Raw genomic sequence first — 20655 nt, forward strand, 5'->3', positions numbered from 1 at the left:
GTAGGCCTATGCACAACGACAAGGGAGACCGCGTGGTGGAACGCCTGCTACTCAATTGCGACATGGGTGAGAGTTTCGGCAGCTGGCGCATGGGCCTGGACGCCGAGGTCATGCCTTACATCGATTGCGCCAATATCGCCTGCGGCTACCACGCTGGCGACCCCGGTATCATGCGTCGCACGGTGACGTTGGCGCTGGAGCACGGGGTGATTATCGGCGCGCATCCGGCCTACCCGGACCTGGTCGGCTTCGGCCGCCGTTCCATGGCCTGCAGCCCGGAAGAAATCCGCGACCTGCTGCATTACCAGATCGGTGCGCTGGATGGCATCTGCAAAGTGCTGGGTGGTCGTGTGGCCTATGTGAAGCCCCATGGCGCGCTGTACAACGACATGATGGCCGACCCGCTCAAGCTGCGTACCGTGCTGGAGGCCGTAGCGGCCTATGACAGCAACCTGCCATTGATGCTGATGGCCACCGCCGACAACCGTGCCGCCCAGGCACTGGGCGATGAAATCGGCGTGCCGCTGTGGTTCGAGGCGTTCGCAGACCGCGCCTACACCGCCAGCGGCCATCTGCTGTCGCGGCGCCTGCCGGGCGCGGTGTATCACGACCCGGCGCGGGTGGTGGAGCAGGCGGTGCGTCTGGCCCGAGGCGAAACGCTGTTGGCTGACGATGGCAGTGCCTTGCAGCTTGCCGCCCGCACCCTCTGCGTGCATGGCGACAACGACAGTTCGGTGGCGGCGGTGCGGCAGATTCGCCAGGCCCTCGATGGGCTGGAGGCGTGATGAAACCGCGAATTGAAGTGGTCGCCATCGATAGCCTGATGGTACGCCTGTTCGACCGTATCGATGAGGCCAACATGCCATGGATGCTCGCCGCCAGCCGGCGCTTGAGCGCGGCGTTCGGCGAGCACCTGCTGGACCTGGTGCCGTCCTACACCACGCTGATGGTGCAGTCTGCCCTGCCGCCGGGCGAGGCCAGGGCGCGAATCGCTCAGGCGCTGGACGGCTTGCAGCCTGACACCGGCAGTGGCGGCCGCCGACACGAGATCCCGGTGTGGTACGACGCCAGTGTCGGCCCCGAGCTGCCTGTGCTGGCGGCCCGCAGCGGCTTGAGTGAAGCGGAGATTGTTCGGTTGCACGGCGAACGTGATTACCCGGTGTTTGCCCTGGGCTTCGCGCCTGGTTTCGGCTTTATGGGCCTGGTCGACGAGCGCCTGGCCAGCCCTCGTCTGAGTACCCCGCGCAAGCGCGTGGCGGCGGGCAGCGTGGGTATTGCCGAGCGCCAGACGGCGGCCTACCCGGCAGTATCGCCGGGTGGCTGGAACCTGATCGGGCGCACCCCGGTGCGGTTGTTCGACCGTGAGCGTGAGGGTTACAGCCTTTTGCAACCCGGTGACCGGGTGCGCTTCGTGCCGGTTTCGCGCAGCGAATTCCTGGCCATGGGTGGTGATGTGGAGGCGCAGGGATGAAGCAGTTGATGATTGAGGCCAGTACGCCGTTGTGCCAGTTACAGGATGCCGGGCGCTTCGGCGTGCGCCACCTTGGCGTGACCCAGGGCGGGGCGCTGGACTGGGTGGCGATGCACTGGGCCAACTGGTTGTTGGGCAACCCGTTGGGGGCGCCGGTGGTCGAGGTGGCGCTGGGTGGTTTTTGCGTGGTGGCTGAACAGGATTGCGTGTTGGCCCTGGCCGGTGCCGACCTGGATGCGTGTGTCGATGATCAGCCGCTGGCGCCATGGCGCAGCTTTGCCCTGGCCAAGGGGCAGCGCTTGACCCTGAAGCAGCCCAAAGTGGGTGTGCGGGCGTATCTGGCGGCACCGGGTGGGCTCCTGGGTGAGGAGGTGCTGGGCAGTTGTGCCACCGTGGTACGTGAAGCACTGGGTGGCATCGATGGCCAGGGGGGGGCGCTGGCTAAACACCAGGCATTGGCTTTTACCGGTAGCAGTGCACCCCTGCGCGAAGTGCCGCACGCGTTGTGCCCACAGTTCGCCCCAAAGCCGGTGCTCGACCTGGTGATGGGCGCGCAGATCGGTGAATTCAGCGGTACCAGCCTGTTCGAGGCATTCAACCGGGAATGGACGCTGGACAGCCGGGCCGACCGCATGGGCATCCGGTTGTTGGGGCCGCAGCTGGTGTACCAAGGGGCGCCGATGATCTCCGAAGGGATCCCGCTGGGAGCGGTACAGGTGCCGCCGGACGGGCAGCCGATCGTGTTGCTCAATGACCGGCAGACCATTGGTGGTTACCCGCGGCTGGGCGCGCTGACGCCGCTGGCGCTGGCGCAACTGGCGCAGTGCATGCCGGGGGCGGTGGTACGGTTCAGGGCGGTGGTGCAGGACGAGGCCTGGCGGGAGCAGCAGCTTTACCTGGGGCGTTGGTCGTAAGGCTGCTGGCCCTTTCGCGGGCTTGCCCGCTCCCACAGGGATAGCACTGCATTTGAAGGTTGTGAATGTGGGGCTGTGGGAGCGGGCGAGCCCGCGAAAGGGCCGGTGCAGGCAACCTCACTTGGACAGGTAGCGCATCCCGTCCTCCAACCCTTGCAGGGTCAGCGGATACATCTTGTCCTCGATCAGGTCGCGCACCAGATGGGTCGAGGCGGTGTACTCCCAGGCCTGCTTGGGGTACGGGTTGATCCAGATGACCTTCCTGAATTTTTCCATGAAACGCTGGATCCACACATACCCGGCTTCTTCGTTCCAGTGCTCTACACTGCCACCCGGCTGGGTGATCTCGTAGGGCGCCATGGCCGCGTCACCGACGAACACCACCTTGTAGTCATCGCCGTACTTGTGCAGCAGGTCGAAGGTGGAAAAACGTTCGGACGTGCGGCGCAGGTTGTTCTTCCACACCGACTCATAAACGCAATTGTGGAAGTAGTAATACTCCAAGTGCTTGAACTCGGTCTTGCAGGCCGAGAACAGCTCTTCGCAGACTTTGACGTGGGCATCCATCGAACCGCCAATGTCGAGCAGCAACAGCAGCTTCACGGTGTTGCGCCGCTCGGGGCGCATCTGGATATTCAGCAACCCGGCATCACGCGCGGTGTGGTCGATGGTGCCGTCGATGTCGAGCTCTTCGGCGGCGCCTTCGCGGGCGAACTTGCGTAGCCGGCGCAGGGCCAGCTTGATGTTGCGGGTGCCAAGCTCGACCTGGTCGTCGAGGTTTTTGTACTCGCGTTGGTCCCAGACTTTTACCGCTTTGCCCTGGCGCTTGCCGGCGTCACCGACGCGGATGCCCTCGGGGTTGAAGCCACCCGAGCCGAATGGGCTGGTGCCGCCGGTGCCAATCCACTTGTTGCCGCCAGCGTGGCGTTCCTTCTGCTCTTCGAGGCGCTGCTTGAAGGCCTCGATAAGCTTGTCCAGGCCGCCCAGCGACTGGATCTGCGCGCGTTCTTCATCGGTCAGCGAGCGCTCGAATTCCTTGCGCAGCCAGTCTTCGGGGATCAGCGCCTCGATGTGCCGGTCGAGGTTTTCCAGGCCCTTGAAGTAGGCTGCGAAGGCACGGTCGAACTTGTCGAAGTGGCGTTCGTCCTTCACCAGGATGGCGCGGGCGAGGTAGTAAAACTCGTCCATGTCGGCGAACACCACGCGCTTTTGCAAGGCCTGGTGCAGGTCGAGCAGTTCACGCACCGAAACCGGCACCTTGGCCGCACGCATCTCATTGAACAGATTGAGCAGCATGGCCCTGCTCCTGTCAGCGGTTGCCGCGCCGGCTCATGAAGGCCAGGCGCTCGAGCAGTTGTACATCCTGCTCGTTTTTTACCAGCGCACCGGCCAGCGGCGGGATGGCCTTGGTCGGGTCGCGTTCGCGCAACACCGCTTCACCGATGTTGTCGGCCATCAGCAGCTTGAGCCAGTCGACCAGCTCGGAGGTGGACGGCTTTTTCTTCAGGCCCGGCACCTTGCGTACGTCGAAGAACACGTCCAGCGCCTCGCTGACCAACGACTGGCTGATGTTCGGGTAGTGCACGTCGACAATCTGCTGCAGGGTCGTGCGGTCGGGGAAGGCGATGTAGTGGAAGAAGCAGCGGCGCAGGAAGGCGTCCGGCAGCTCTTTTTCGTTGTTCGAGGTAATGATGATGATCGGACGCTGTTTGGCCTTGATGGTCTCGTCGATTTCGTAGACGTAGAACTCCATCTTGTCGAGTTCTTGCAGCAGGTCGTTGGGGAATTCGATATCGGCCTTGTCGATTTCGTCGATCAGCAGGATGACCCGCTCGTCGGCCTCGAAGGCCTCCCAGAGCTTGCCCTTTTTCAGGTAGTTGCGCACATCGTGCACCTTGTCCACGCCCAGCTGCGAGTCGCGCAGGCGGCTGACCGCGTCGTACTCGTAGAGGCCTTGGTGGGCCTTGGTGGTGGATTTGATGTGCCAGGTGATCAGGCGCGCCCCGAACGAGGCCGCCAACTGCTCGGCGAGCATGGTTTTGCCGGTGCCCGGTTCGCCCTTGACCAACAGCGGGCGTTCGAGGGTAATGGCCGCGTTTACCGCCAGTTTCAGGTCGTCTGTGGCGACGTAGTCGCGGGTGCCTTCGAACTTCATGGGGGGTTGTCCTCTGTTTAGGGCTGTGCGGGCCTTTTCGCGGTACAGGGTTGAAGGTGCGGGTTTACCCGCGAAGCGGCCCGAACAGGCAGCACATAATCCGGATTTGTTTCCGACTATAACGCGGGGCCAGGCGGCTGCAAACGCAGACCGGGTATTCAGTCCCTGAATGCCCCGTCACGCTGTCTCAGTCAGACTTCGGCGCTGGTTGCTCATAGCGCGCATTGAATGCCTGGACAAACCCGTTGCGCAGGATCTGCAGGAACGCCTCGAAGGCACTGACATCCTGCTTGCGCACACTGCCGCTGAGTTCCACCCGGGTAGCGAACTGGTTTTTCGGCTGGTTCTTCAGCACCGTCTCGGTCGCCCCCACCAAGGCCTCCCACACCGAGCGGAAGAAACCCTTGTCCTTTTCCTCGACGTCCTGTTGCCAGTCGAACACGTCGACATCACGCAGCAGCGGTTTTATATAGCCGTTCAGCCGGCCGTTTTCTGCCTGGGCCTCGATGACCACGTCACCGTGCCCGGCATTGAAGTCGAATTTGCCGTAGGCGCTGGCAAAGTCATTCAGTTTGCGCAGCTCGATGCCGGTGGCGCGAAGCCTGAATTCGAAGTCGTCGAAATCACTGAAAGGGTCGAAGGTGGCACGGCTTTCTACGTTCGCATCCCCCGCGATGAGCGCCGTGCCTTCGAAACTTGCGTCGCGACGGCCTTTCTGGTCGCGCACGTTGGTCAGGTTGCGGATGCTGGCGTTCAACCGGGTGGCCTTGAGGTCGACTGGTGGCTTGGAATTGAAGTTGCGGAACGTCAGCACGCCATTGTCGATACGCACTTCGTTGAGGGTGATGGGCAGGAGTTTTTCCAGCTGCTGGCGCCAGTCGGTACCTTGGCCGGTCTGCGACGCCTGTTTGCTACCACCGTCGACAAAGTTCAGCTCGGGATGCACGAAGGTCACCTCCGCCACCACTGCCTTGTCGTACCACAACGCATGCCAGCTCACCGAGAGGTCGATCAGTGGGGCGTCGAGAAACGGTACGGGCACCTTGCCGGTGGTCTTGACGATTTTCAGCCCGTTTATCTGATAGGCACCGCGCCACCAGGCCAGGTCCACATCGGCTACCTGGCCGCGGTAGTCACCCATGTCGGCCAGCTTGTCGTTGAGGTAGTCGCGCACCAGGTAGGGCAGGGCCAGGTGCAGCGCCACCAGCAGCACGATCAGGCTGGCCAGGCCGACCAGCGGCCAGCGATAGCGGGCTTTCATGAGGCTGTCTCCAAGGCGGGATGTGCGGTTGACCGCAACGTGCCGGGCTGAGTTCGAACAGGCTTTACGGGCCACCGCAGCAGGCTTACCCTTGAGGCATTTCCCTGCTTTTTCATGCCAAGGACCCCTGCCATGAGCCGTATCTTTGCAGACAACGCCCACTCCATCGGTAACACGCCGCTGGTGCAGATCAACCGCATCGCCCCGCGCGGCGTGACCATCCTGGCCAAGATCGAAGGGCGCAACCCCGGGTACTCGGTCAAATGCCGCATCGGCGCGAACATGGTCTGGGACGCCGAGAGCAGCGGCAAGCTCAAACCGGGCATGACCATCGTCGAGCCCACCTCGGGCAACACCGGTATCGGCCTGGCCTTCGTCGCCGCCGCCCGCGGCTACAAGCTGATGCTGACCATGCCCGCCTCGATGAGCCTGGAGCGCCGCAAGGTGCTGAAGGCACTGGGCGCCGAGCTGGTATTGACCGATCCGGCCAAGGGCATGAAGGGCGCCATCGAGAAGGCCAACGAAATCGTCGCCTCCGACCCGGAGCAGTACTTCCTGCCGGGCCAGTTCGAAAACCCGGCCAACCCGGCCATTCACGAGAAAACCACCGGCCCTGAGATCTGGAACGACACGGACGGCGCCATCGACGTGCTGGTGGCAGGCGTGGGCACTGGCGGCACCATCACCGGCGTGTCGCGTTACATCAAACATACCCAGGGTAAGGCCATCCTGTCGGTGGCAGTGGAGCCCGTGGCATCGCCGCTGATCAGCCAGACCCTGGCCGGCGAAGAACTGAAGCCAAGCCCGCACAAAATCCAGGGCATCGGCGCCGGCTTCGTGCCGAAAAACCTCGACCTGTCGATCGTCGACCAAGTGGTGACGGTGACCGACGAAGAGTCCAAGGCCATGGCGATTCGTCTGATGCAGGAAGAGGGCATCCTTTGTGGTATTTCCTGCGGTGCGGCAATGGCGGCAGCGGTGCGCCTGGCCGAAAAACCGGAAATGCAGGGTAAGACCATCGTCGTAATCCTGCCCGATTCGGGCGAGCGATATTTGTCGAGCATGCTGTTCAGCGACATGTTCAGCGAGCAGGAAAACCAGCAGTAATCGGCCTTCCCGCTGATCCGGCGCAACGATCGGCGGCCTGGTTTATTGCAAAATCTTCATGAATGCGATCCCGCCCGGGTTGTTTTTACCGCGGCGGGATCGGTTTATGATGGCAGGATGATTTTCTGGAGAGCAGGCAGCGCAGCCCTGACTCTTCCTCAAGGAGTGAAAGCATGACCTTTTCCTTTGCAGCCAAGGCGGGTGTCTTGCTGGTGTTTTTCGGCAGCGTGCTGTTCGTGCACTTGCGCGGCAAGGCCCGCCTGCCGGTGTTGCGCCAGTTCGTCAACCATTCGGCGCTGTTCGCCCCCTACAACGCGTTGATGTACCTGTTTTCCGGCGTGCCGTCCAAGCCCTACCTGGATCGCCAGCGCTTCCCCGAGCTGGACGTGTTGAAGGACAACTGGCAGGAAATCCGCGAAGAGGCCATGCGCCTGTTCGACGAAGGCTATATCCGTGCCGCTGAGAAAGATAACGACGCCGGCTTCGGTTCGTTCTTCAAGAAAGGCTGGAAGCGCTTTTACCTGAAGTGGTACGACAAACCCCTGCCTTCGGCGCAAACCCTGTGCCCGCGCACTGTCGAGCTGGTCAGCCGCATCCCCAATGTCAAAGGCGCAATGTTTGCCCTGCTGCCCGGCGGCAGCCACCTGAACCCGCACCGCGACCCGTTCGCAGGCTCGCTGCGTTATCACCTGGGGCTGTCCACGCCCAACTCCGACGCATGCCGCATCTACGTGGACGGTGAGCAGTACGCCTGGCGTGATGGCGAAGACGTGATGTTCGACGAAACCTACGTGCACTGGGTCAAGAACGAAACCGACGTTACCCGCGTGATCCTGTTCTGTGACATCGAGCGCCCGCTGAGTAGCCCGCTGATGACGCGCATCAACCGTAAGGTCAGTGCCTTCCTCGGCCGCGCCACCGCGCCGCAGAACACCGACGACGAGCGCGTGGGCGGGATCAACCAGGCGTACGCCTGGAGCAAGCGCTTCAGCAACAGGATCAGCAACCACGTCAAGCAGTTCAAGCGCGCCAACCCCAAGGCTTACCGCGTGCTGCGGCCGGTACTGGCGGTGGTGGTGGCGTATCTGTTGTATCGCTGGTTGTTCTGATTTTTTCTGCGCTAACCGGCCCCTTTGCGGGGCAAGCCCGCTGCCACCGGTGCGCCTCATCCTTCAAGGACGAGGGTGCGCTTGTGGCAGCGGGGTTGTGCCGCGAAGAATCACTCGCTATATTCCAGAACATTCACTTTCTCAAAGACCGCGTTCATGCCAGCCATCCCTTCCACCACACGCTTTGCCATCGCGCCAGTCGCGGGCTTGGTCGTGCGTGGTAGCCAGCAGCCGGTCATGATCTGTCACTCCCCACCACCTGTCAGTGGCGTCGTAGGCGGCGTAGCTCCGCCTCATTGCGTGGTTGTGCTGGGCTGATCGGCTTCGTGCCGCAACCCTTCGCACGCGCAACGTACTGAACACGGTCGGCTACTGCTCACGTTGAAGCGCACGCCGTCCGTTTGGCTTATCTGCCTACTATCAGGTGGCAATTCATGTCTGTCTTTACCAAAACGTCCGTGGCCTCGGCGGCCACTACCTGCCTGTTCGTCCTGCTGTGGAGCAGCGGGGCGATCGTCTCCAAGCTCGGCCTGGCGCATGCCAGCCCGTTTGCCTTTCTGCTGTTGCGCTCGGCGCTGGCCCTGGCCGGCCTGTTGCTGATCGGCCCGTTGCTAGGGCTGCGCTGGCCGCGTACTCGCGGGAGCATTCTGCGCGCCCTGGGTACCGGTTGTGTGCTGCTCGGTGCCTATCAGATTTTCTATCTGTTGGCACTTGATACCCATGTCACCCCCGGCGTCATGGCCACGGTGATGGGGGTACAACCGATCCTCACCGTGGTGCTGATGGAACGCCAGCGTTCCTGGAGCCGTTTGTTCGGCCTGAGTTTGGGGTTGGGTGGCTTGATCATGGTGGTCTACCAGGGCATCAACCTGGGCGGGGTATCGCTGGCGGGCATGCTGTTCGCCCTGCTGGCGTTGGTCAGCATGACCTTTGGTTCGATCCTGCAGAAGCGCATTACCGACAACCCCATGGGCACACTGCCGCTGCAGTACCTGGCCGGCTTTGCCATGTGCGCGCTGTTCGCACCTCTGCAACCGCTTCATGTCGAGTGGACCGGCAGCTTCGTCGGTGCGCTGCTGTGGATGGGCCTGGTGGTCTCGCTGCTGGCAACCTTGCTGCTGTACCGGCTGATCGCCAAGGGCAACCTGGTCAATGTCACCAGCCTGTTCTACCTGGTGCCGGCAGTGACTGCGGTAATGGACTTGCTGATCTTCGGTAACCGCCTGGCACCGCTCAGCCTGTTGGGCATGGGGCTGATCGTGGTAGGGCTGCTGTTCGTGTTTCGCAAGCCTGCCGCGCGCCTGGCCGAGGCGTAGGCCCTAGCGGAATTCTTCGGGGATGGCGTGGCGCAACACGCCTTCCTCGAAGTCCAGCAGGCCGGCTTCGCGCTGGGTGAGCAGGTAGTAGAGCAGGGTATCGAGCGAGCGTTGCGGTGGGACCTCGACCGCCAACATCTTCACTGCTTGCTCGGTTTCACAGGCGCAGCCGAAATCCAGCAATGCTGCGCGCACCTGGTCGAGGGTTTCCGGTGGTTTGACGACCACCCGGAACACCGAGCTGCCGCTGCTGTGGCGCAGCGCTGCGAACCAGGTTTCGCCTGCTTCCTCGCGGGTGTCGATCACGTCGCCTGGGGCGATGCCATAGACATGGAAGGGGATGTTGTCGATGGCATAGCCGCCTTCCACGGCCTTGGCCCACAGGCCCTCGACCGAGGCTGGTGGGTAGCCGTTCTCGTCCTGTTCCAGGCGGAACAGGACCTTCTTGTACGCGCTGTTCATGCCGTACTCCGCTTCAGCTGCGCGCCGGGCGCAGCACCAGCCACAAGGCCAGGCCAATCAGCAGGCCGCCGTATAGGTGCGCCATCGACAACGGCTCATTCAGCAGCCATGCCCCCCACAATACGCCGAATACCGGGATCAGGAAGGTCACGGTGCTGGCTTTTACCGGGCCGATTTCCTCGAGCAGGCGGAAGTACAGGATGTAGGCAAAGGCGGTGCACAGCAAACCCAGCCCCAGCAACGACAACCACACCTCCCAGCCCCCCCAGCTGGCGGGCGGTTGGGTAAGTGCGCTCCAGCCGAACAGCGGGGTCAGCATGAGCGTTGCGCCGAGCATGCTGCCCAGCGCGGAAAGACGGCTGTCCAGGCCACTGATCCAGCGGCGGGCGAGGAACCCGGCAAAGCCGTAGCAGGTGGTGGCCGCCAGGCAGGCGAGGGCGCCTTGCAGCAGGGCCATGTCCAGTGCCACCGGGCCGGCGCCGCTGAGGATGCCGACGCCGAACAGGCCAAGGAAGATGCCGCAGAGTTTGGCCAGGGTCATTGGCTCGCGGAAGAACAGTACGCCGACCAGCACACCCATCAGCGGGGTGGTGGCGTTGAAGATCGCCGAATAGCCGGCCGGCAGCACCTGGGCCGCCACCGAGTAGAAGGTGGCGGGGATGCCGGAGTTGATCATGCCCAGCACCAGGCACGCACCGAGCTTGCCCTGGAAGTCCCAGCGCACGCGGGCGGCGGCCAGAAGCACGATCAGGCCCAGGCAGGCGATGGAAACCCGGAAGAACGCGGTCAGCACCGTGCCCAGTTCGGGGGCGATGATGCGCATGAACAGGAAACTCGCTCCCCAGACGGCGGCAAGGGTCAGCAGGCGGGCTAGGGCGATGGGGCTCACAACGGTCTCCGGAGGTAAGGCAGGGGCGCGAGTGTACGCCACGGGGCGGGGGGATTCTTGTGCTTTCTTGCTGTGTAATTCCTCTTGGGCTGCGGGGCTCTGGGCAAGGCAGCTGCAACTACAGCTCGGGCCTTCAATGGCAGTAACCCATGAAGCCAAGGGCGGCTAAGCTCTGTACTCAATCCCAGTTCCGAGGCCCCACGCATGTCCCAGCCCTGGCCCGCTGTCGAAATCGCCCGGATGATCCTCGCCGGCTTCGACGACTACCGCGATCATTTCCAGCGCATCACCCTGGGTGCTCGCCAGCGCTTCGAGCAGGCGCGCTGGCAGGATATTCAGCAGGCCGCCGCCGCCCGCATCAATCTCTACGAAGAGAAAGTCGCCGAAGTCAATGGCTGGCTGCGCCAGGCCTTTGCCGCAGAGGTGTTGCTGGACGTGGAACAGTGGCCGCTGGTGAAAAACGCCTATATCCACCTGATTGACCCCCGCCTGGACGACGAGCTGGCAGAGACCTGGTACAACTCGCTGTTTTGCAGCCTGTTCAGCCATGACCTGATCAGCGACGGCTGCATGTTCATCCACACGACCCGGCCTTCCATGCGCGGCCGCGAGCGCGCCGCGCAAACCCGTACCTATCGGCTTGATGGCAGTCTCAGGAACTTGCTGCGCGCGGTGTTCGCCGATTACCCGTTCGACATGCCCTATGGCGACCTGGAAGGCGACCTGGCGCGGCTGGAAGAACAACTGCGCGAATGCCTGCCCGACTGGGTGTGCAAGGACCCGGCGCTGGCCGTGGAGCTGTTTGTACCCGTGCTTTACCGCAACAAGGGGGCCTATCTGGTCGGCCGCCTGTACAACAGCGATGAGCAGTGGCCGTTGGTGATTCCCTTGTTGCACCGCGAGGGCCACGGTATCGAGGCCGATGCACTGATCACCGACGAGGCCGAGGTGTCGATCATCTTTTCGTTTACCCGCTCTTACTTCATGGCCGATGTCCCGGTGCCCGCCGAGTTCGTCAATTTCCTCAAGCGCATCCTGCCGGGCAAGCACATTGCCGAGCTATACACCTCGATCGGGTTCTACAAGCAGGGCAAGTCGGAGTTCTACCGCGCGCTGATCAACCACCTGGCCAGCAGTGATGACCGCTTTGTCATGGCGCCAGGGGTACGGGGCATGGTCATGAGCGTGTTCACCTTGCCCGGCTTCAATACGGTGTTCAAGATCATCAAGGACCGCTTCTCGCCATCGAAAACCGTGGACCGCGCCACGGTGATCGACAAGTACCGGCTGGTGAAGAGCGTCGACCGGGTGGGGCGTATGGCCGACACCCAGGAGTTTGCCGATTTTCGCTTTCCGCGCAGCAAGTTCGAGCCGGATTGCCTGGCCGAGTTGCTGGAGGTGGCACCGTCGACGGTGGCGCTGGAGGGCGACACGGTGCTGATCCGCCACTGTTGGACCGAGCGGCGCATGACGCCGTTGAACCTGTACCTGGAGCATGCCACCGAGGGCCAGGTGCTGGAGGCACTGGAGGACTACGGCCTGGCCATCAAGCAGTTGGCGGCGGCGAACATCTTCCCCGGCGACATGTTGCTGAAGAACTTCGGCGTGACCCGCCATGGCCGGGTAGTGTTCTACGACTATGACGAAATCAGCTTCCTGACCGAGGTGAATTTCCGCCACATTCCGCCACCGCGTTACCCGGAGGACGAAATGTCGGGCGAGCCGTGGTACTCGATCGGGCCGCATGATGTGTTCCCCGAAGAGTTTCCGCCGTTTCTGTTTGCCGATATGGGCCAGCGGCGGTTGTTCAGCCGCTTGCATGGGGAACTGTATGACGCGGATTACTGGAAGGGGCTGCAGGCGGCGATACGTGAGGGGAAAGTGATCGATGTGTTTCCGTATCGGCGCAAGGCCCGGTGAATCAGGTCGAACAGACCTGTCACGCCTTCAAACACTTCATCTCGCTCAAATGGGTACGCACCTTGCTCAGCCGTTCCTGCAGGAACCGCCGCTGTTGCGGGGTGCTTTGCCGCACCAGGTCCACCAGCAGGCTGCGCGCCTGTCGCTCGGTATTCTGATACGCCGCCCGGTACTCGGGTGTCCACAAACTCTCCTTGCGCTGCAACAAGGTCGCCAGGCGCGGCTCGAAGCTGGAGTCGTTGCGCTGGTTCATCGCCAACAGCAGTTGCTGTTGCCAGTGGGCACGGTTGGCGATCCATTCACGGTTCTGGTCACCCAGCGCTTGAGACCAGGTCTGGATGCGTTGCTTCTGTACCGCCGTCAACTCGCCAAACCATGGCGTCAGGCGTTTTTCCATGCGCTCGCTACGGCGGGCCATCTGCTTCGGCAATGGCGTATCCACATACTGCTTTTGCCGCTCACTGATGTCATCGCGGAAGGCTTCACGCATCTGCGCTACCTGGTCGTCGCTCATGCCGCGCAGCAGTTCGGTGGCCGAAGGGGTGATTTCCTCGGCCACCCGACCAATTGCCTCACGGACCTCCCGGGTGCTTTGCTGCAGGGCCTGGTCGGTGACCTGGTCGTCGGCGACCATGTCACGTAGCCGGTCGAGCCAGTCGAGGTAGCCGGGCAGTTGAGTCTTGCAATGCCAGGCCAGGTGCTCGCGCAACCGATCGTCCAGCAGCGCCCTTTGCTCGCGGTTCATGTCCAGGTAGTCGCTCAGCGACCACGGCACCAGGCGGTCGAGGTTGCGATAGGCCAGGTCGATGCGGCTGCAGGCGGCCAAGGCCAGGGCGAAGCCGATGGCGATAAGCAGGGCTTTGGGCAGGCGTAGCGGCATGTGCTGTTCCTTCCTCAGGCTGGCCAGAAGGTAGATGCAAGTGCGGCCTGGCGGTTCCACTGCATGAGTGGTCGGGCCATGTGGTGGCTTCAGGTGTAGAATAGCCGCCTTGTCTTGAGGATCATCGGAAATGGCTCTGCTTGGGCGTTACAACAGTTTGCAAATCGTGAAACACGTGGACTTCGGTCTGTACCTGGACGGCGGCGCCGATGGCGAAATCCTGCTGCCCGGGCGCTACATCCCGAAAAACGCCGAGACCGAGGTCGATGACTGGTTGAACGTGTTCATCTACCTGGACAGCGAAGACCAGCTGATCGCCACTACCGAGAAGCCCAAGGTGCAGGTTGGCGAGTTCGCCAGCCTGAAGGTCAAGGACATCAACGGTGCCGGTATCTTCCTGGACTGGGGCCTGTCCAAGGACTTGCTGATGCCGTACTCGGAAGAGGCTCGGCCGCTGAAGATCGGTGATTACTGCGTGGTGCACGTGTACCTCGACAAGCGCACCCGCCGGATCACTGCCACGTCGCGCCTGGACCGCTACCTCGATGTCACCCCGGCCGACTACAAGGTTGGCCAGCCGGTCGAGCTGCTGGTGGCCGGCGAAACGCCGATGGGTTTCAAGGCCATCATCAACAACCGCCACTGGGGCCTGATCCACAAGAACGAGGTGTTCAAGTTCTTGCGCTCGGGCATGCACGAGAAGGGTTTCATCAAGGAAGTGCGCCAGGACGGCAAGCTTTCACTGAGCCTGCAGCCGGTAGGCGCCGCCCTGTCGGACACCCTGCAAGAGCAGATCATGGCGCGCCTGGAAGCCGAAGGCGGGGTGTTGGGGGTGTGCGACAAGAGTGACCCTGCGTTGATCAGCAAGCTATTCAACGTCAGCAAGGGCAACTTCAAGAAGGCCATTGGCGGGTTGTTCAAGCAGGGCCTGATCGTCATCCATGACGATCGCATCGAGAAAGCCTGACGGCCTTACGCCTGTACGAAGTTGCGGAAGTCCAGCTGCTCGCCACCCGGACGGGTGTCGCGCAGCAGCGAGTCACGGTCGGCGCTGAGGGCCAGGCTGATGGTGGAGCGGCGCTTGCCAGGCTTGCGCACTTCCATTTGCTCCAGGTGAGCCTTGAGGAAATTGGTGGGCACCTTCAGGTGCTGCAGTTCATCGCTTTCTGGCGTGTGCAGCAGCAGGTTGACCCAGTCGGCCTGGCCCTTGCCCAGCAGTGCCACTGGCACTTCGAACCACCACAGGTTGCGTTTGTTGTCCAGGATGGCGAACAGGGTATTGCTGCTGGTCAGCACCGGCCGGGCCAGTGCTTCGTTGCGCCGGGCGATGGCGGCGGGTTTGTCGAGTTTCATGCAGGTTCCTGCGAGTTGACGCTATGAAGGCCTGCATTGTGAGGGGTGGCACGGGGCGGGGCAAGGTTTGTGACTTGCGGTGCCTGTGCCGGCCTCTTCGCGGGCTTGGGCGGTATTCGCCTGCCGTTTTACCGTTCGGCTTCTGGCCGGAAAATCCGTTGAAACTCCTGGCCCAGGCGTTGGGTCAACCTACTGTCGACACGGTTCACGTGTCTCCATTTGCAGGAGTTTTGCCATGAGCGGTACTAAAGACAAAGCGAAAGGCTTGGCCAACGAAGCGATCGGCAACGTGAAACAGGGTGTTGGCAAGGTGACCGACAACGACAAGCTGCGGGCCGAAGGCAAGGCGCAGGAGCTTAAAGGCGAGGCGCAACAGGTCAAGGGCAATGTGAAGGATGCGGTGAAGAAGCCTTGACTTGAGGCGGCCTGTGCCGGCCTCTGGCGGGTAATGCCGCGAAGAGGCCGGCACTCTACGTAAGCAAATTCTTCAATCACGGCCGGGAGCAGCACAGCACGGGCACGGTCTATTAGACTTGCCTGTGTAACGATCAAGCGGCGAAAGGAGACGCTATGATTTTCCCCGACCTGCGCGGCTTGCCCCTGCACCGCGTGCTGGTTCGCACCGTCAAGGAATTCCTCGACGACGAGATGTCCACCTATGCCTCAGCGCTGGCCTACCAGGCGCTGTTCTCGCTATTCCCCTTCCTGTTGTTCCTGATTGCCCTGATCGGTTTCCTGCATTTGCCGGACTTTTTCTCCTGGCTGCGTCTGCAATCGGAACTGGTGTTGCCGCCCCAGGCGCTGGAGCAGGTGAACCCGGTGATCGACCAGCTGCAACAATCCAAGGGCGGGCTGCTGTCGGTGGGTATCGTGATCGCCCTGTGGACCGCCTCCGCCGGCGTGCGCCTGATGATGAGCGCCATGAACGCCGCTTACGATGTGCCCGAAGGGCGCCCGGTGTGGAAGCGTATCCCGCTTTCCATTTTCTACACCGTGGGCCTGGCTGGCATGCTGCTGGCGGCCGCAGCGCTGATGGTGCTGGGCCCGCAGGTGATGGAATGGATAGCCGCCCAGATCGGCATGCAGGAGTTCATCGTCACACTGTGGACCATCCTGCGCTGGCCGGTGATCATCATTCTGCTGATGGTGGCAGTGGCCCTGATCTATTACGTGATGCCTGATGTGAAACAGCAGTTTCGCTTCATCACCCCGGGTTCGGTGCTGGCGGTTGTGGTGTGGATCGTGGCCTCACTGGGCTTTGCCTACTACGTGAAGACCTTTGCCGACTACAACGCCATGTACGGCAGCATTGGTGCAATCATCGTGCTGTTGCTGTATTTCTATATTTCGGCTGCCGTGCTGCTGCTCGGCGCCGAAATGAATGCGGTGATCGAGCACATGTCAGCCGAAGGCAAGAACCCGGGCGAGAAGGACTTCGACGGGGAAAAGCCCAAGGAAACCTTGACTGTACTGGGTCACGAGCACCCGAACCCGAGCAAGCCTCATAGCGTCGAGCCGAACCCCTGATGATCCGTGACATTCTCAAGATGGGCGACGAACGCCTGCTGCGCATCGCTCCGCCAGTGCCCGAGCACATGCTTGGCAGTGCCGAACTGCAGCAACTGATCGACGACATGTTCGAAACCATGCGTCACGTAGGCGGTGTGGGCCTGGCCGCCCCGCAGATCGGCATCGACCTGCAGTTGGTGATCTTCGGCTTCGAGCGCAGCGAGCGATACCCCGATGCCGAGGCGGTGCCGCAGACCATTCTGCTGAATCCGGTCATCACCCCGACCTCAAGCGAGATCGAGGACGGCTGGGAAGGTTGTCTGTCGGTGCCTGGCTTGCGCGGCGTGGTGCCGCGCTTCAAGCATATCGGCTACCAGGGCATCGACCCCCAGGGCAACCCGATCAACCGCTTTGCCGATGGCTTCCATGCGCGGGTGGTGCAGCACGAGTGCGACCACCTGATCGGCCGGCTATACCCCTCGCGCATCCAGGACTTTGCCAGGTTCGGCTACACCGAGGTGCTGTTCCCTGGGCTTGAGGTCAGCGACGACTGACCTCGCTGCAGGGCTACCAGGCGTTTGTTGCGCTGATAGCGAAGCAGGCGGCTGGCCAGGGCTTCTGGCAGCTGTTGGGCCAGGTCGAAACCCAGGCGCTGGTAGAAGGGCGTCAGGTCGGGATGACAGAACAGCCAGACGGGCCCGTCAACCTGCGACAGTGCTGCCTCCATCAACTGCGCGGCCACCCCTTGGTTGCGTCGCTGCGGGGCGACGAACAGGCCCGTCAGCCAGAATCCCTCACCCACCGCACTCAGGCTCAGCCCGGCGATGATGCCAGGGTCCCGCGCTACCCACAGTTCGGCGTCGCTTGCAGCGCGCATGCGTGAGCTGTGCTGGCGGTAGAAGTGGTCCAGCAAACGGCGTTCTGTGTCCGAAAGCGTCGAACAGGACAATTTTTCAGAAATGGTGAGTCCTACCCTGAAACGTGGCCAGAGGCTCTGGCCTGATGATTTGCGGCCACTTTGTCGCAGATTGTTGCAAAACCGGCAAGGGTGAATATCCGACTCCGGGGTTCAACTATTACTGGCCGGGAGTAGAATTTTCTTCATCCCCCCTGGCAGTACGAAGCGGGATCGGTACTTCGTGCCATCTAGACCCTAGATGACAACTTCTCCGCGCCGGATACGGCAATAGAAGTCAATCGATCAGCTTGAACGCTCTAAAGGCAAAACCACATGAAACCATTACTGATTCTTGCATTGGTCGGTATGTCCTCGTTCGCCCTCGCCGATGAGGCCAAACCCGTCTCCAGCGAGCCTGTGGCTCAGCAGTACGACTACTCGATGAACCTGGACATCAAGCGGGTGATCAACCTGTCGACCATCCCCAATGTCTGCGAAGTGGTACCTGCGACCATGACCTATGAAGACCATCAGGGCCAGGTGCACACCATCCAGTACCGTGCCATGGGAGAAGGTTGCCAGCAGGGTTGACTGGCGGTGCCCGCCACAGGGGCTGAAAACGCTGTGGCGGGCACTTGCTGGCCCTGATGCGATCACCCAGGTGCTCCGCCAATACAGAATAATGTCCTCGCCTGTCGAATCCTCCGCTTCCCGTTCGACCATAGCTGAAGGCACGCGTCACACACCGTGCCCCCTATGATCTGTCGGAGGTACCCCCGATGAGCACCGCAGCCGAATCCGAAATCCGCCAATTGATCGAGCGCTGGATGCAAGCCGTGCGCGATCGCGACATCCCGGGCATCATCGCCCCCTATGCCGACGATATCGTCGCCTTCGATGCCATCCAGGCCCTGCAATTCAAAGGCAAGTCCGCCTACACGGCGCACTGGGAAATGTGCATGGGCATGTGCACCGGCCCCATGGTGTTCGAACTTGCCCAACTTACCGTGTACGCCGCTGGCGATCTGGCCCTGGCCCATTGGCTGAACCGCTGCGGCCCGGGCGACGACGAAAGCCAGTGCGGCTTCATGCGCGCCACGGTGGGCTATCGTCGTAAAGGCGGCCAGTGGCAGGTCATCCACGAACACTGGTCGGCGCCTTTCGACATGGAAACGCAAAAGGCCCTGTTCGATCTCAAGCCCTGAGCCTTTATCGCCAAACGCACTTTGCCAATGCCTTGGAGGCGACCATGAAATACCTGTGCCTGGTCTATTGTGACGAGGGGCTGTTGCACAGCCTGCCCGACAGCCCGGCAGACGCTGAATGCATGGCCTACGCCGAAGCCATTCACGGTTCCGGGCGCATGCTGGCGGCCGAGGCGCTGAAGTCGGTGCAGACGGCCACCACGGTGCGTATGCGTAACGGGCGCATGAGCCTGACCGACGGCCCGTTCGCCGAAACCAAGGAGCAACTGGCGGGCTTTTACCTGGTGGAGGCCCGCGACCTCAACGAAGCGCTGAATATCGCCAAGGGCATCCCTGCTGCGCGGGTCGGCAGTGTCGAGGTGCGACCGGTGCGCGAGCTGCAACCCTGACAGCCAAGGAGAACAATTAGCATGAGCCTTGCCCCCATTGCCCAGGCGCAACACGAGTTGTCCATCAACCGCCTGATCGACGCCCCACCGGCCAAGGTATTTCGCGCCTGGACCGAACCCCAGTGGCTGATGCAGTGGTGGGGGCCGCGCGGCATGACCACCCCGGAGTGTGAGATGCAGTTGTGGGCCGGTGGCCTGTTTCGCACCCTGATGCGCGCGCCGGATGGCAGCGAGTACCCGAACCAGGGCGTTTTCCTGGAAATTGCCGCGCCACGCCGGCTGGTGTTCACCGATGCCTTCGGCCCCGGTTGGGTGCCGTCGGACAAGGCCTTCATGACCGCCGTGATCAGCTTTGACGAGGAACAGGGCAAAACCCGCTACACCGCCCGTGCCTGGCACTGGAATGCCACCGACTGCCGTGCCCATGAAGAAATGGGCTTCCACCAAGGCTGGGGAGAAAGCCTGGACCGCCTGGTGGAGGTGGTGACCCAGCGGATGCCCGACTGATGGCAGCACTGGCCCAGGTGAGCGCCGAAGTCGAGGCCGTGTACCGGCAGGAGTCGCGGCGCATACTGGCGACACTGATCCGCTTGCTGGGTGATTTCGACCTGGCCGAGGAGGCCATGCATGACGCCTTCTTCATTGCCGTCGAGCGCTGGCAACGCGACGGTATACCCGCCAACCCGCGAGCGTGGCTGGTCTCTGTCGGGCGCTTCAAGGCCATCGACGCGCTGCGCCGGCGCGTCCGCTTCGACCGCTCCCAGGCGGACTTGAGCATGCTGCTGGATGGTCAGGCGCAGGACCCCAGTGAAGAAGAACTGCTGGCGGATGACCGCCTGCGGCTGATCTTCACCTGTTGCCATCCGGCCCTGTCGGCCGACGCTCAGGTGCCATTGACGCTTCGCGAAGTCTGCGACCTGACCACCGAGCAGATCGCCCGCGCCTTTCTGCAAAGCCCGACAACCATCGCCCAGCGGATCGTGCGTGCCAAGGCCAAGATCCGTGACGCGGGCATACCGTACCAGGTACCCGAGCTCAATGAGCTGCCCGAGCGCCTGGAAAGCGTGTTGCGGGTGATCTACCTGGTGTTCAATGAGGGCTATTCGGCGTCATCGGGCGAAACACTGCTGCAGCAGGAACTGAGCGATGAAGCCATTCGCCTGGCGCGGTTGCTGGTGCAGTTGCTGCCCGACCCGGAGGCGGTCGGCCTGCTGGCGTTGATGCTGCTGCAGGCGTCCCGGCAGCGGGCGCGCATCGATGGCCAAGGCGATTTGGTGGTTCTGGAGCAGCAGGATCGTAGCCTGTGGGACCGGCAGTTCATTGCCGAAGGCTGTGAACTGGTGCGCCTGGCCCTGCAGAGCCGTGCGTTCGGTGCCTATACCGTCCAGGCGGCGATTGCTGCCGTGCATGCCGAAGCGGCGACGGCTGAAGAAACGGACTGGGGAGAGATCGTCGGCCTGTATGACGTGTTGCAGCGGTATTGGCCATCAGCGGTGGTGGCGCTGAACCGCGCGGTGGCACTGGCGAAGCGGGATGGGCCGGAGGTTGGCTTGCGGGAAGTCGAAGGGATCCTGGCGCGGGGGGAGTTGCTGGACTATCACCTGGCACATGCGGCGCGCGCCGAGTTGCATTGCCAACTGGGGCAGGTAGAAGAGGCGCGAGCGGCCTGGCAGCAGGCGCTGGCCTTGACCCGGCAGGCGCCTGAGCGGCGGCATATCGAGCGGCGTTTGCAGGCTATCGAATGATGTGGGGTGTGCCGGCTCTTTGCGGGCCAGCCCATATCCCACAGGCTGCCCGCTAAATCAACGAATTAGCGG

The 20655-nt window shown here is 62.5% G+C and carries 25 protein-coding genes; 16 read left to right on the forward strand and 9 right to left on the reverse strand.

Features of this window, described 5'->3' with window-relative positions:
- Positions 1 to 8 precede the first annotated feature (8 nt).
- From REH59_RS06830 to REH59_RS06840, 3 genes are read left to right on the forward strand one after another with little or no spacing between them, the layout of a single operon-like run.
- Positions 9 to 785 (forward strand): 5-oxoprolinase subunit PxpA, encoded by a 777-nt coding sequence (locus REH59_RS06830; RefSeq protein ID WP_014860689.1) that lies wholly within the window; start codon positions 9 to 11, stop codon positions 783 to 785.
- Positions 785 to 1471 (forward strand): 5-oxoprolinase subunit PxpB, encoded by a 687-nt coding sequence (gene pxpB, locus REH59_RS06835; RefSeq protein WP_003254664.1) that lies wholly within the window; start codon positions 785 to 787, stop codon positions 1469 to 1471. Before REH59_RS06830 ends, pxpB begins: the two co-directional genes overlap by 1 nt.
- The gene (locus REH59_RS06840; RefSeq protein WP_014860688.1) at positions 1468 to 2385 is read left to right on the forward strand and encodes a biotin-dependent carboxyltransferase family protein; all 918 of its coding nucleotides are present in this window, start codon (positions 1468 to 1470) and stop codon (positions 2383 to 2385) included. The genes pxpB and REH59_RS06840 overlap by 4 nt, the downstream gene beginning before the upstream one ends.
- A 117-nt stretch (positions 2386 to 2502) precedes the next feature.
- On the opposite strand, the gene REH59_RS06845 is transcribed toward REH59_RS06840, so the two are convergent.
- The 3 genes from REH59_RS06845 to REH59_RS06855 all read right to left on the reverse strand — a co-directional run bounded on the left by REH59_RS06845 (position 2503) and on the right by REH59_RS06855 (position 5801).
- A complete protein-coding gene (locus REH59_RS06845) occupies positions 2503 to 3681 on the reverse strand; it encodes a vWA domain-containing protein (RefSeq protein WP_014860687.1) in 1179 nt (392 codons plus the stop codon).
- A gap of 13 nt (positions 3682 to 3694) precedes the next feature.
- Positions 3695 to 4540 (reverse strand): AAA family ATPase, encoded by an 846-nt coding sequence (locus tag REH59_RS06850; RefSeq protein ID WP_003254658.1) that lies wholly within the window; start codon positions 4538 to 4540, stop codon positions 3695 to 3697.
- 187 nt (positions 4541 to 4727) lie between these two features.
- The gene (locus REH59_RS06855) at positions 4728 to 5801 is read right to left on the reverse strand and encodes a DUF748 domain-containing protein (protein ID WP_004576042.1); all 1074 of its coding nucleotides are present in this window, start codon (positions 5799 to 5801) and stop codon (positions 4728 to 4730) included.
- 132 nt (positions 5802 to 5933) lie between these two features.
- Between REH59_RS06855 and cysK the strand changes: the two genes are divergently transcribed.
- Both cysK and REH59_RS06865 read left to right on the forward strand, forming a co-directional pair.
- Positions 5934 to 6908, forward strand: coding sequence for a cysteine synthase A (gene cysK / locus REH59_RS06860; protein WP_003254654.1), 975 nt, complete (start codon positions 5934 to 5936; stop codon positions 6906 to 6908).
- A 173-nt stretch (positions 6909 to 7081) separates the two neighbouring features.
- Positions 7082 to 8017 (forward strand): aspartyl/asparaginyl beta-hydroxylase domain-containing protein, encoded by a 936-nt coding sequence (locus REH59_RS06865; RefSeq protein WP_014590045.1) that lies wholly within the window; start codon positions 7082 to 7084, stop codon positions 8015 to 8017.
- 110 nt (positions 8018 to 8127) lie between these two features.
- On the opposite strand, the gene REH59_RS06870 is transcribed toward REH59_RS06865, so the two are convergent.
- Positions 8128 to 8256, reverse strand: a complete 129-nt coding sequence (locus REH59_RS06870) for a hypothetical protein (RefSeq protein ID WP_003254652.1) — start codon at positions 8254 to 8256, stop codon at positions 8128 to 8130.
- 195 nt (positions 8257 to 8451) lie between these two features.
- On the opposite strand from REH59_RS06870, the gene REH59_RS06875 reads away from it, so the two are divergent.
- Entirely contained in the window at positions 8452 to 9333 is an 882-nt protein-coding gene (locus tag REH59_RS06875; RefSeq protein ID WP_012051511.1) for a DMT family transporter, read from the forward strand.
- 3 nt (positions 9334 to 9336) lie between these two features.
- Here REH59_RS06875 and REH59_RS06880 read toward each other — a convergent pair whose 3' ends face one another.
- On the reverse strand, positions 9337 to 9795 hold the full coding sequence (locus REH59_RS06880; RefSeq protein ID WP_004576044.1) for a DUF4265 domain-containing protein: 459 nt from the start codon (positions 9793 to 9795) through the stop codon (positions 9337 to 9339).
- Between the two features lie 13 nt (positions 9796 to 9808).
- A complete protein-coding gene (locus tag REH59_RS06885; RefSeq protein WP_014860686.1) occupies positions 9809 to 10684 on the reverse strand; it encodes a DMT family transporter in 876 nt (291 codons plus the stop codon).
- 204 nt (positions 10685 to 10888) lie between these two features.
- On the opposite strand from REH59_RS06885, the gene aceK reads away from it, so the two are divergent.
- Entirely contained in the window at positions 10889 to 12604 is a 1716-nt protein-coding gene (gene aceK / locus REH59_RS06890) for a bifunctional isocitrate dehydrogenase kinase/phosphatase (RefSeq protein WP_003254647.1), read from the forward strand.
- A gap of 19 nt (positions 12605 to 12623) precedes the next feature.
- On the opposite strand, the gene REH59_RS06895 is transcribed toward aceK, so the two are convergent.
- Entirely contained in the window at positions 12624 to 13484 is an 861-nt protein-coding gene (locus REH59_RS06895) for a DUF6279 family lipoprotein (protein ID WP_003254646.1), read from the reverse strand.
- Positions 13485 to 13614: 130 nt separating this feature from the next.
- Between REH59_RS06895 and REH59_RS06900 the strand changes: the two genes are divergently transcribed.
- Positions 13615 to 14451 (forward strand): S1 RNA-binding domain-containing protein, encoded by an 837-nt coding sequence (locus REH59_RS06900; protein ID WP_320450448.1) that lies wholly within the window; start codon positions 13615 to 13617, stop codon positions 14449 to 14451.
- A gap of 5 nt (positions 14452 to 14456) precedes the next feature.
- On the opposite strand, the gene REH59_RS06905 is transcribed toward REH59_RS06900, so the two are convergent.
- Positions 14457 to 14837: a hypothetical protein gene (locus tag REH59_RS06905; RefSeq protein WP_003254641.1), complete on the reverse strand. Its 381-nt coding sequence runs from the start codon at positions 14835 to 14837 to the stop codon at positions 14457 to 14459.
- Between the two features lie 235 nt (positions 14838 to 15072).
- Between REH59_RS06905 and REH59_RS06910 the strand changes: the two genes are divergently transcribed.
- From REH59_RS06910 to def, 3 genes are all read left to right on the forward strand, one after another.
- The gene (locus REH59_RS06910; protein WP_012051514.1) at positions 15073 to 15252 is read left to right on the forward strand and encodes a CsbD family protein; all 180 of its coding nucleotides are present in this window, start codon (positions 15073 to 15075) and stop codon (positions 15250 to 15252) included.
- Between the two features lie 155 nt (positions 15253 to 15407).
- Entirely contained in the window at positions 15408 to 16364 is a 957-nt protein-coding gene (locus REH59_RS06915; protein WP_003254637.1) for a YihY/virulence factor BrkB family protein, read from the forward strand.
- Positions 16364 to 16900 carry a peptide deformylase gene (gene def / locus REH59_RS06920; protein WP_003254635.1) on the forward strand — a complete coding sequence of 179 codons (537 nt, stop codon included), beginning with the start codon at positions 16364 to 16366 and terminating at the stop codon, positions 16898 to 16900. The genes REH59_RS06915 and def overlap by 1 nt, the downstream gene beginning before the upstream one ends.
- Here the strand turns inward: def and REH59_RS06925 are convergent.
- On the reverse strand, positions 16855 to 17223 hold the full coding sequence (locus tag REH59_RS06925; RefSeq protein ID WP_240459591.1) for a GNAT family N-acetyltransferase: 369 nt from the start codon (positions 17221 to 17223) through the stop codon (positions 16855 to 16857). The two genes, def and REH59_RS06925, sit on opposite strands and share 46 nt — an antisense overlap.
- A gap of 354 nt (positions 17224 to 17577) precedes the next feature.
- Here REH59_RS06925 and REH59_RS06930 point away from each other — a divergent pair, with 354 nt between their 5' ends.
- The 5 genes from REH59_RS06930 (at position 17578) to REH59_RS06950 (ending at position 20583) form a co-directional block, all read left to right on the forward strand.
- The gene (locus tag REH59_RS06930; RefSeq protein ID WP_003254632.1) at positions 17578 to 17835 is read left to right on the forward strand and encodes a DUF2790 domain-containing protein; all 258 of its coding nucleotides are present in this window, start codon (positions 17578 to 17580) and stop codon (positions 17833 to 17835) included.
- Between the two features lie 188 nt (positions 17836 to 18023).
- The gene (locus REH59_RS06935) at positions 18024 to 18449 is read left to right on the forward strand and encodes a YybH family protein (protein ID WP_014860685.1); all 426 of its coding nucleotides are present in this window, start codon (positions 18024 to 18026) and stop codon (positions 18447 to 18449) included.
- 44 nt (positions 18450 to 18493) lie between these two features.
- Positions 18494 to 18838 carry a YciI family protein gene (locus REH59_RS06940; protein ID WP_014860684.1) on the forward strand — a complete coding sequence of 115 codons (345 nt, stop codon included), beginning with the start codon at positions 18494 to 18496 and terminating at the stop codon, positions 18836 to 18838.
- Between the two features lie 21 nt (positions 18839 to 18859).
- Positions 18860 to 19345, forward strand: coding sequence for an SRPBCC family protein (locus tag REH59_RS06945; protein ID WP_003254626.1), 486 nt, complete (start codon positions 18860 to 18862; stop codon positions 19343 to 19345).
- Positions 19345 to 20583 carry an RNA polymerase sigma factor gene (locus REH59_RS06950; protein ID WP_014860683.1) on the forward strand — a complete coding sequence of 413 codons (1239 nt, stop codon included), beginning with the start codon at positions 19345 to 19347 and terminating at the stop codon, positions 20581 to 20583. The genes REH59_RS06945 and REH59_RS06950 overlap by 1 nt, the downstream gene beginning before the upstream one ends.
- Positions 20584 to 20655 lie beyond the last annotated feature (72 nt).

The sequence above is a fragment of the Pseudomonas sp. BO3-4 genome, from assembly GCF_034044115.1.
In the GTDB taxonomy this organism is placed as follows: domain Bacteria; phylum Pseudomonadota; class Gammaproteobacteria; order Pseudomonadales; family Pseudomonadaceae; genus Aquipseudomonas; species Aquipseudomonas alloputida.

Excerpts from the sequence above, each read along its gene's own strand:
- REH59_RS06830 (WP_014860689.1), top strand. The coding sequence starts at position 9 with ATGCACAACGACAAGGGAGACCGCGTGGTGGAACGCCTGCTACTCAAT.
- pxpB (WP_003254664.1), top strand. The coding sequence starts at position 785 with ATGAAACCGCGAATTGAAGTGGTCGCCATCGATAGCCTGATGGTACGC.
- REH59_RS06840 (WP_014860688.1), top strand. The coding sequence starts at position 1,468 with ATGAAGCAGTTGATGATTGAGGCCAGTACGCCGTTGTGCCAGTTACAG.
- REH59_RS06845 (WP_014860687.1), bottom strand. The coding sequence starts at position 3,681 with ATGCTGCTCAATCTGTTCAATGAGATGCGTGCGGCCAAGGTGCCGGTT.
- REH59_RS06850 (WP_003254658.1), bottom strand. The coding sequence starts at position 4,540 with ATGAAGTTCGAAGGCACCCGCGACTACGTCGCCACAGACGACCTGAAA.
- REH59_RS06855 (WP_004576042.1), bottom strand. The coding sequence starts at position 5,801 with ATGAAAGCCCGCTATCGCTGGCCGCTGGTCGGCCTGGCCAGCCTGATC.
- cysK (WP_003254654.1), top strand. The coding sequence starts at position 5,934 with ATGAGCCGTATCTTTGCAGACAACGCCCACTCCATCGGTAACACGCCG.
- REH59_RS06865 (WP_014590045.1), top strand. The coding sequence starts at position 7,082 with ATGACCTTTTCCTTTGCAGCCAAGGCGGGTGTCTTGCTGGTGTTTTTC.
- REH59_RS06870 (WP_003254652.1), bottom strand. The coding sequence starts at position 8,256 with ATGACCGGCTGCTGGCTACCACGCACGACCAAGCCCGCGACTGGCGCG.
- REH59_RS06875 (WP_012051511.1), top strand. The coding sequence starts at position 8,452 with ATGTCTGTCTTTACCAAAACGTCCGTGGCCTCGGCGGCCACTACCTGC.
- REH59_RS06880 (WP_004576044.1), bottom strand. The coding sequence starts at position 9,795 with ATGAACAGCGCGTACAAGAAGGTCCTGTTCCGCCTGGAACAGGACGAG.
- aceK (WP_003254647.1), top strand. The coding sequence starts at position 10,889 with ATGTCCCAGCCCTGGCCCGCTGTCGAAATCGCCCGGATGATCCTCGCC.
- REH59_RS06895 (WP_003254646.1), bottom strand. The coding sequence starts at position 13,484 with ATGCCGCTACGCCTGCCCAAAGCCCTGCTTATCGCCATCGGCTTCGCC.
- REH59_RS06900 (WP_320450448.1), top strand. The coding sequence starts at position 13,615 with ATGGCTCTGCTTGGGCGTTACAACAGTTTGCAAATCGTGAAACACGTG.
- REH59_RS06905 (WP_003254641.1), bottom strand. The coding sequence starts at position 14,837 with ATGAAACTCGACAAACCCGCCGCCATCGCCCGGCGCAACGAAGCACTG.
- REH59_RS06910 (WP_012051514.1), top strand. The coding sequence starts at position 15,073 with ATGAGCGGTACTAAAGACAAAGCGAAAGGCTTGGCCAACGAAGCGATC.
- REH59_RS06915 (WP_003254637.1), top strand. The coding sequence starts at position 15,408 with ATGATTTTCCCCGACCTGCGCGGCTTGCCCCTGCACCGCGTGCTGGTT.
- def (WP_003254635.1), top strand. The coding sequence starts at position 16,364 with ATGATCCGTGACATTCTCAAGATGGGCGACGAACGCCTGCTGCGCATC.
- REH59_RS06925 (WP_240459591.1), bottom strand. The coding sequence starts at position 17,223 with ATGCGCGCTGCAAGCGACGCCGAACTGTGGGTAGCGCGGGACCCTGGC.
- REH59_RS06930 (WP_003254632.1), top strand. The coding sequence starts at position 17,578 with ATGAAACCATTACTGATTCTTGCATTGGTCGGTATGTCCTCGTTCGCC.
- REH59_RS06935 (WP_014860685.1), top strand. The coding sequence starts at position 18,024 with ATGAGCACCGCAGCCGAATCCGAAATCCGCCAATTGATCGAGCGCTGG.
- REH59_RS06940 (WP_014860684.1), top strand. The coding sequence starts at position 18,494 with ATGAAATACCTGTGCCTGGTCTATTGTGACGAGGGGCTGTTGCACAGC.
- REH59_RS06945 (WP_003254626.1), top strand. The coding sequence starts at position 18,860 with ATGAGCCTTGCCCCCATTGCCCAGGCGCAACACGAGTTGTCCATCAAC.
- REH59_RS06950 (WP_014860683.1), top strand. The coding sequence starts at position 19,345 with ATGGCAGCACTGGCCCAGGTGAGCGCCGAAGTCGAGGCCGTGTACCGG.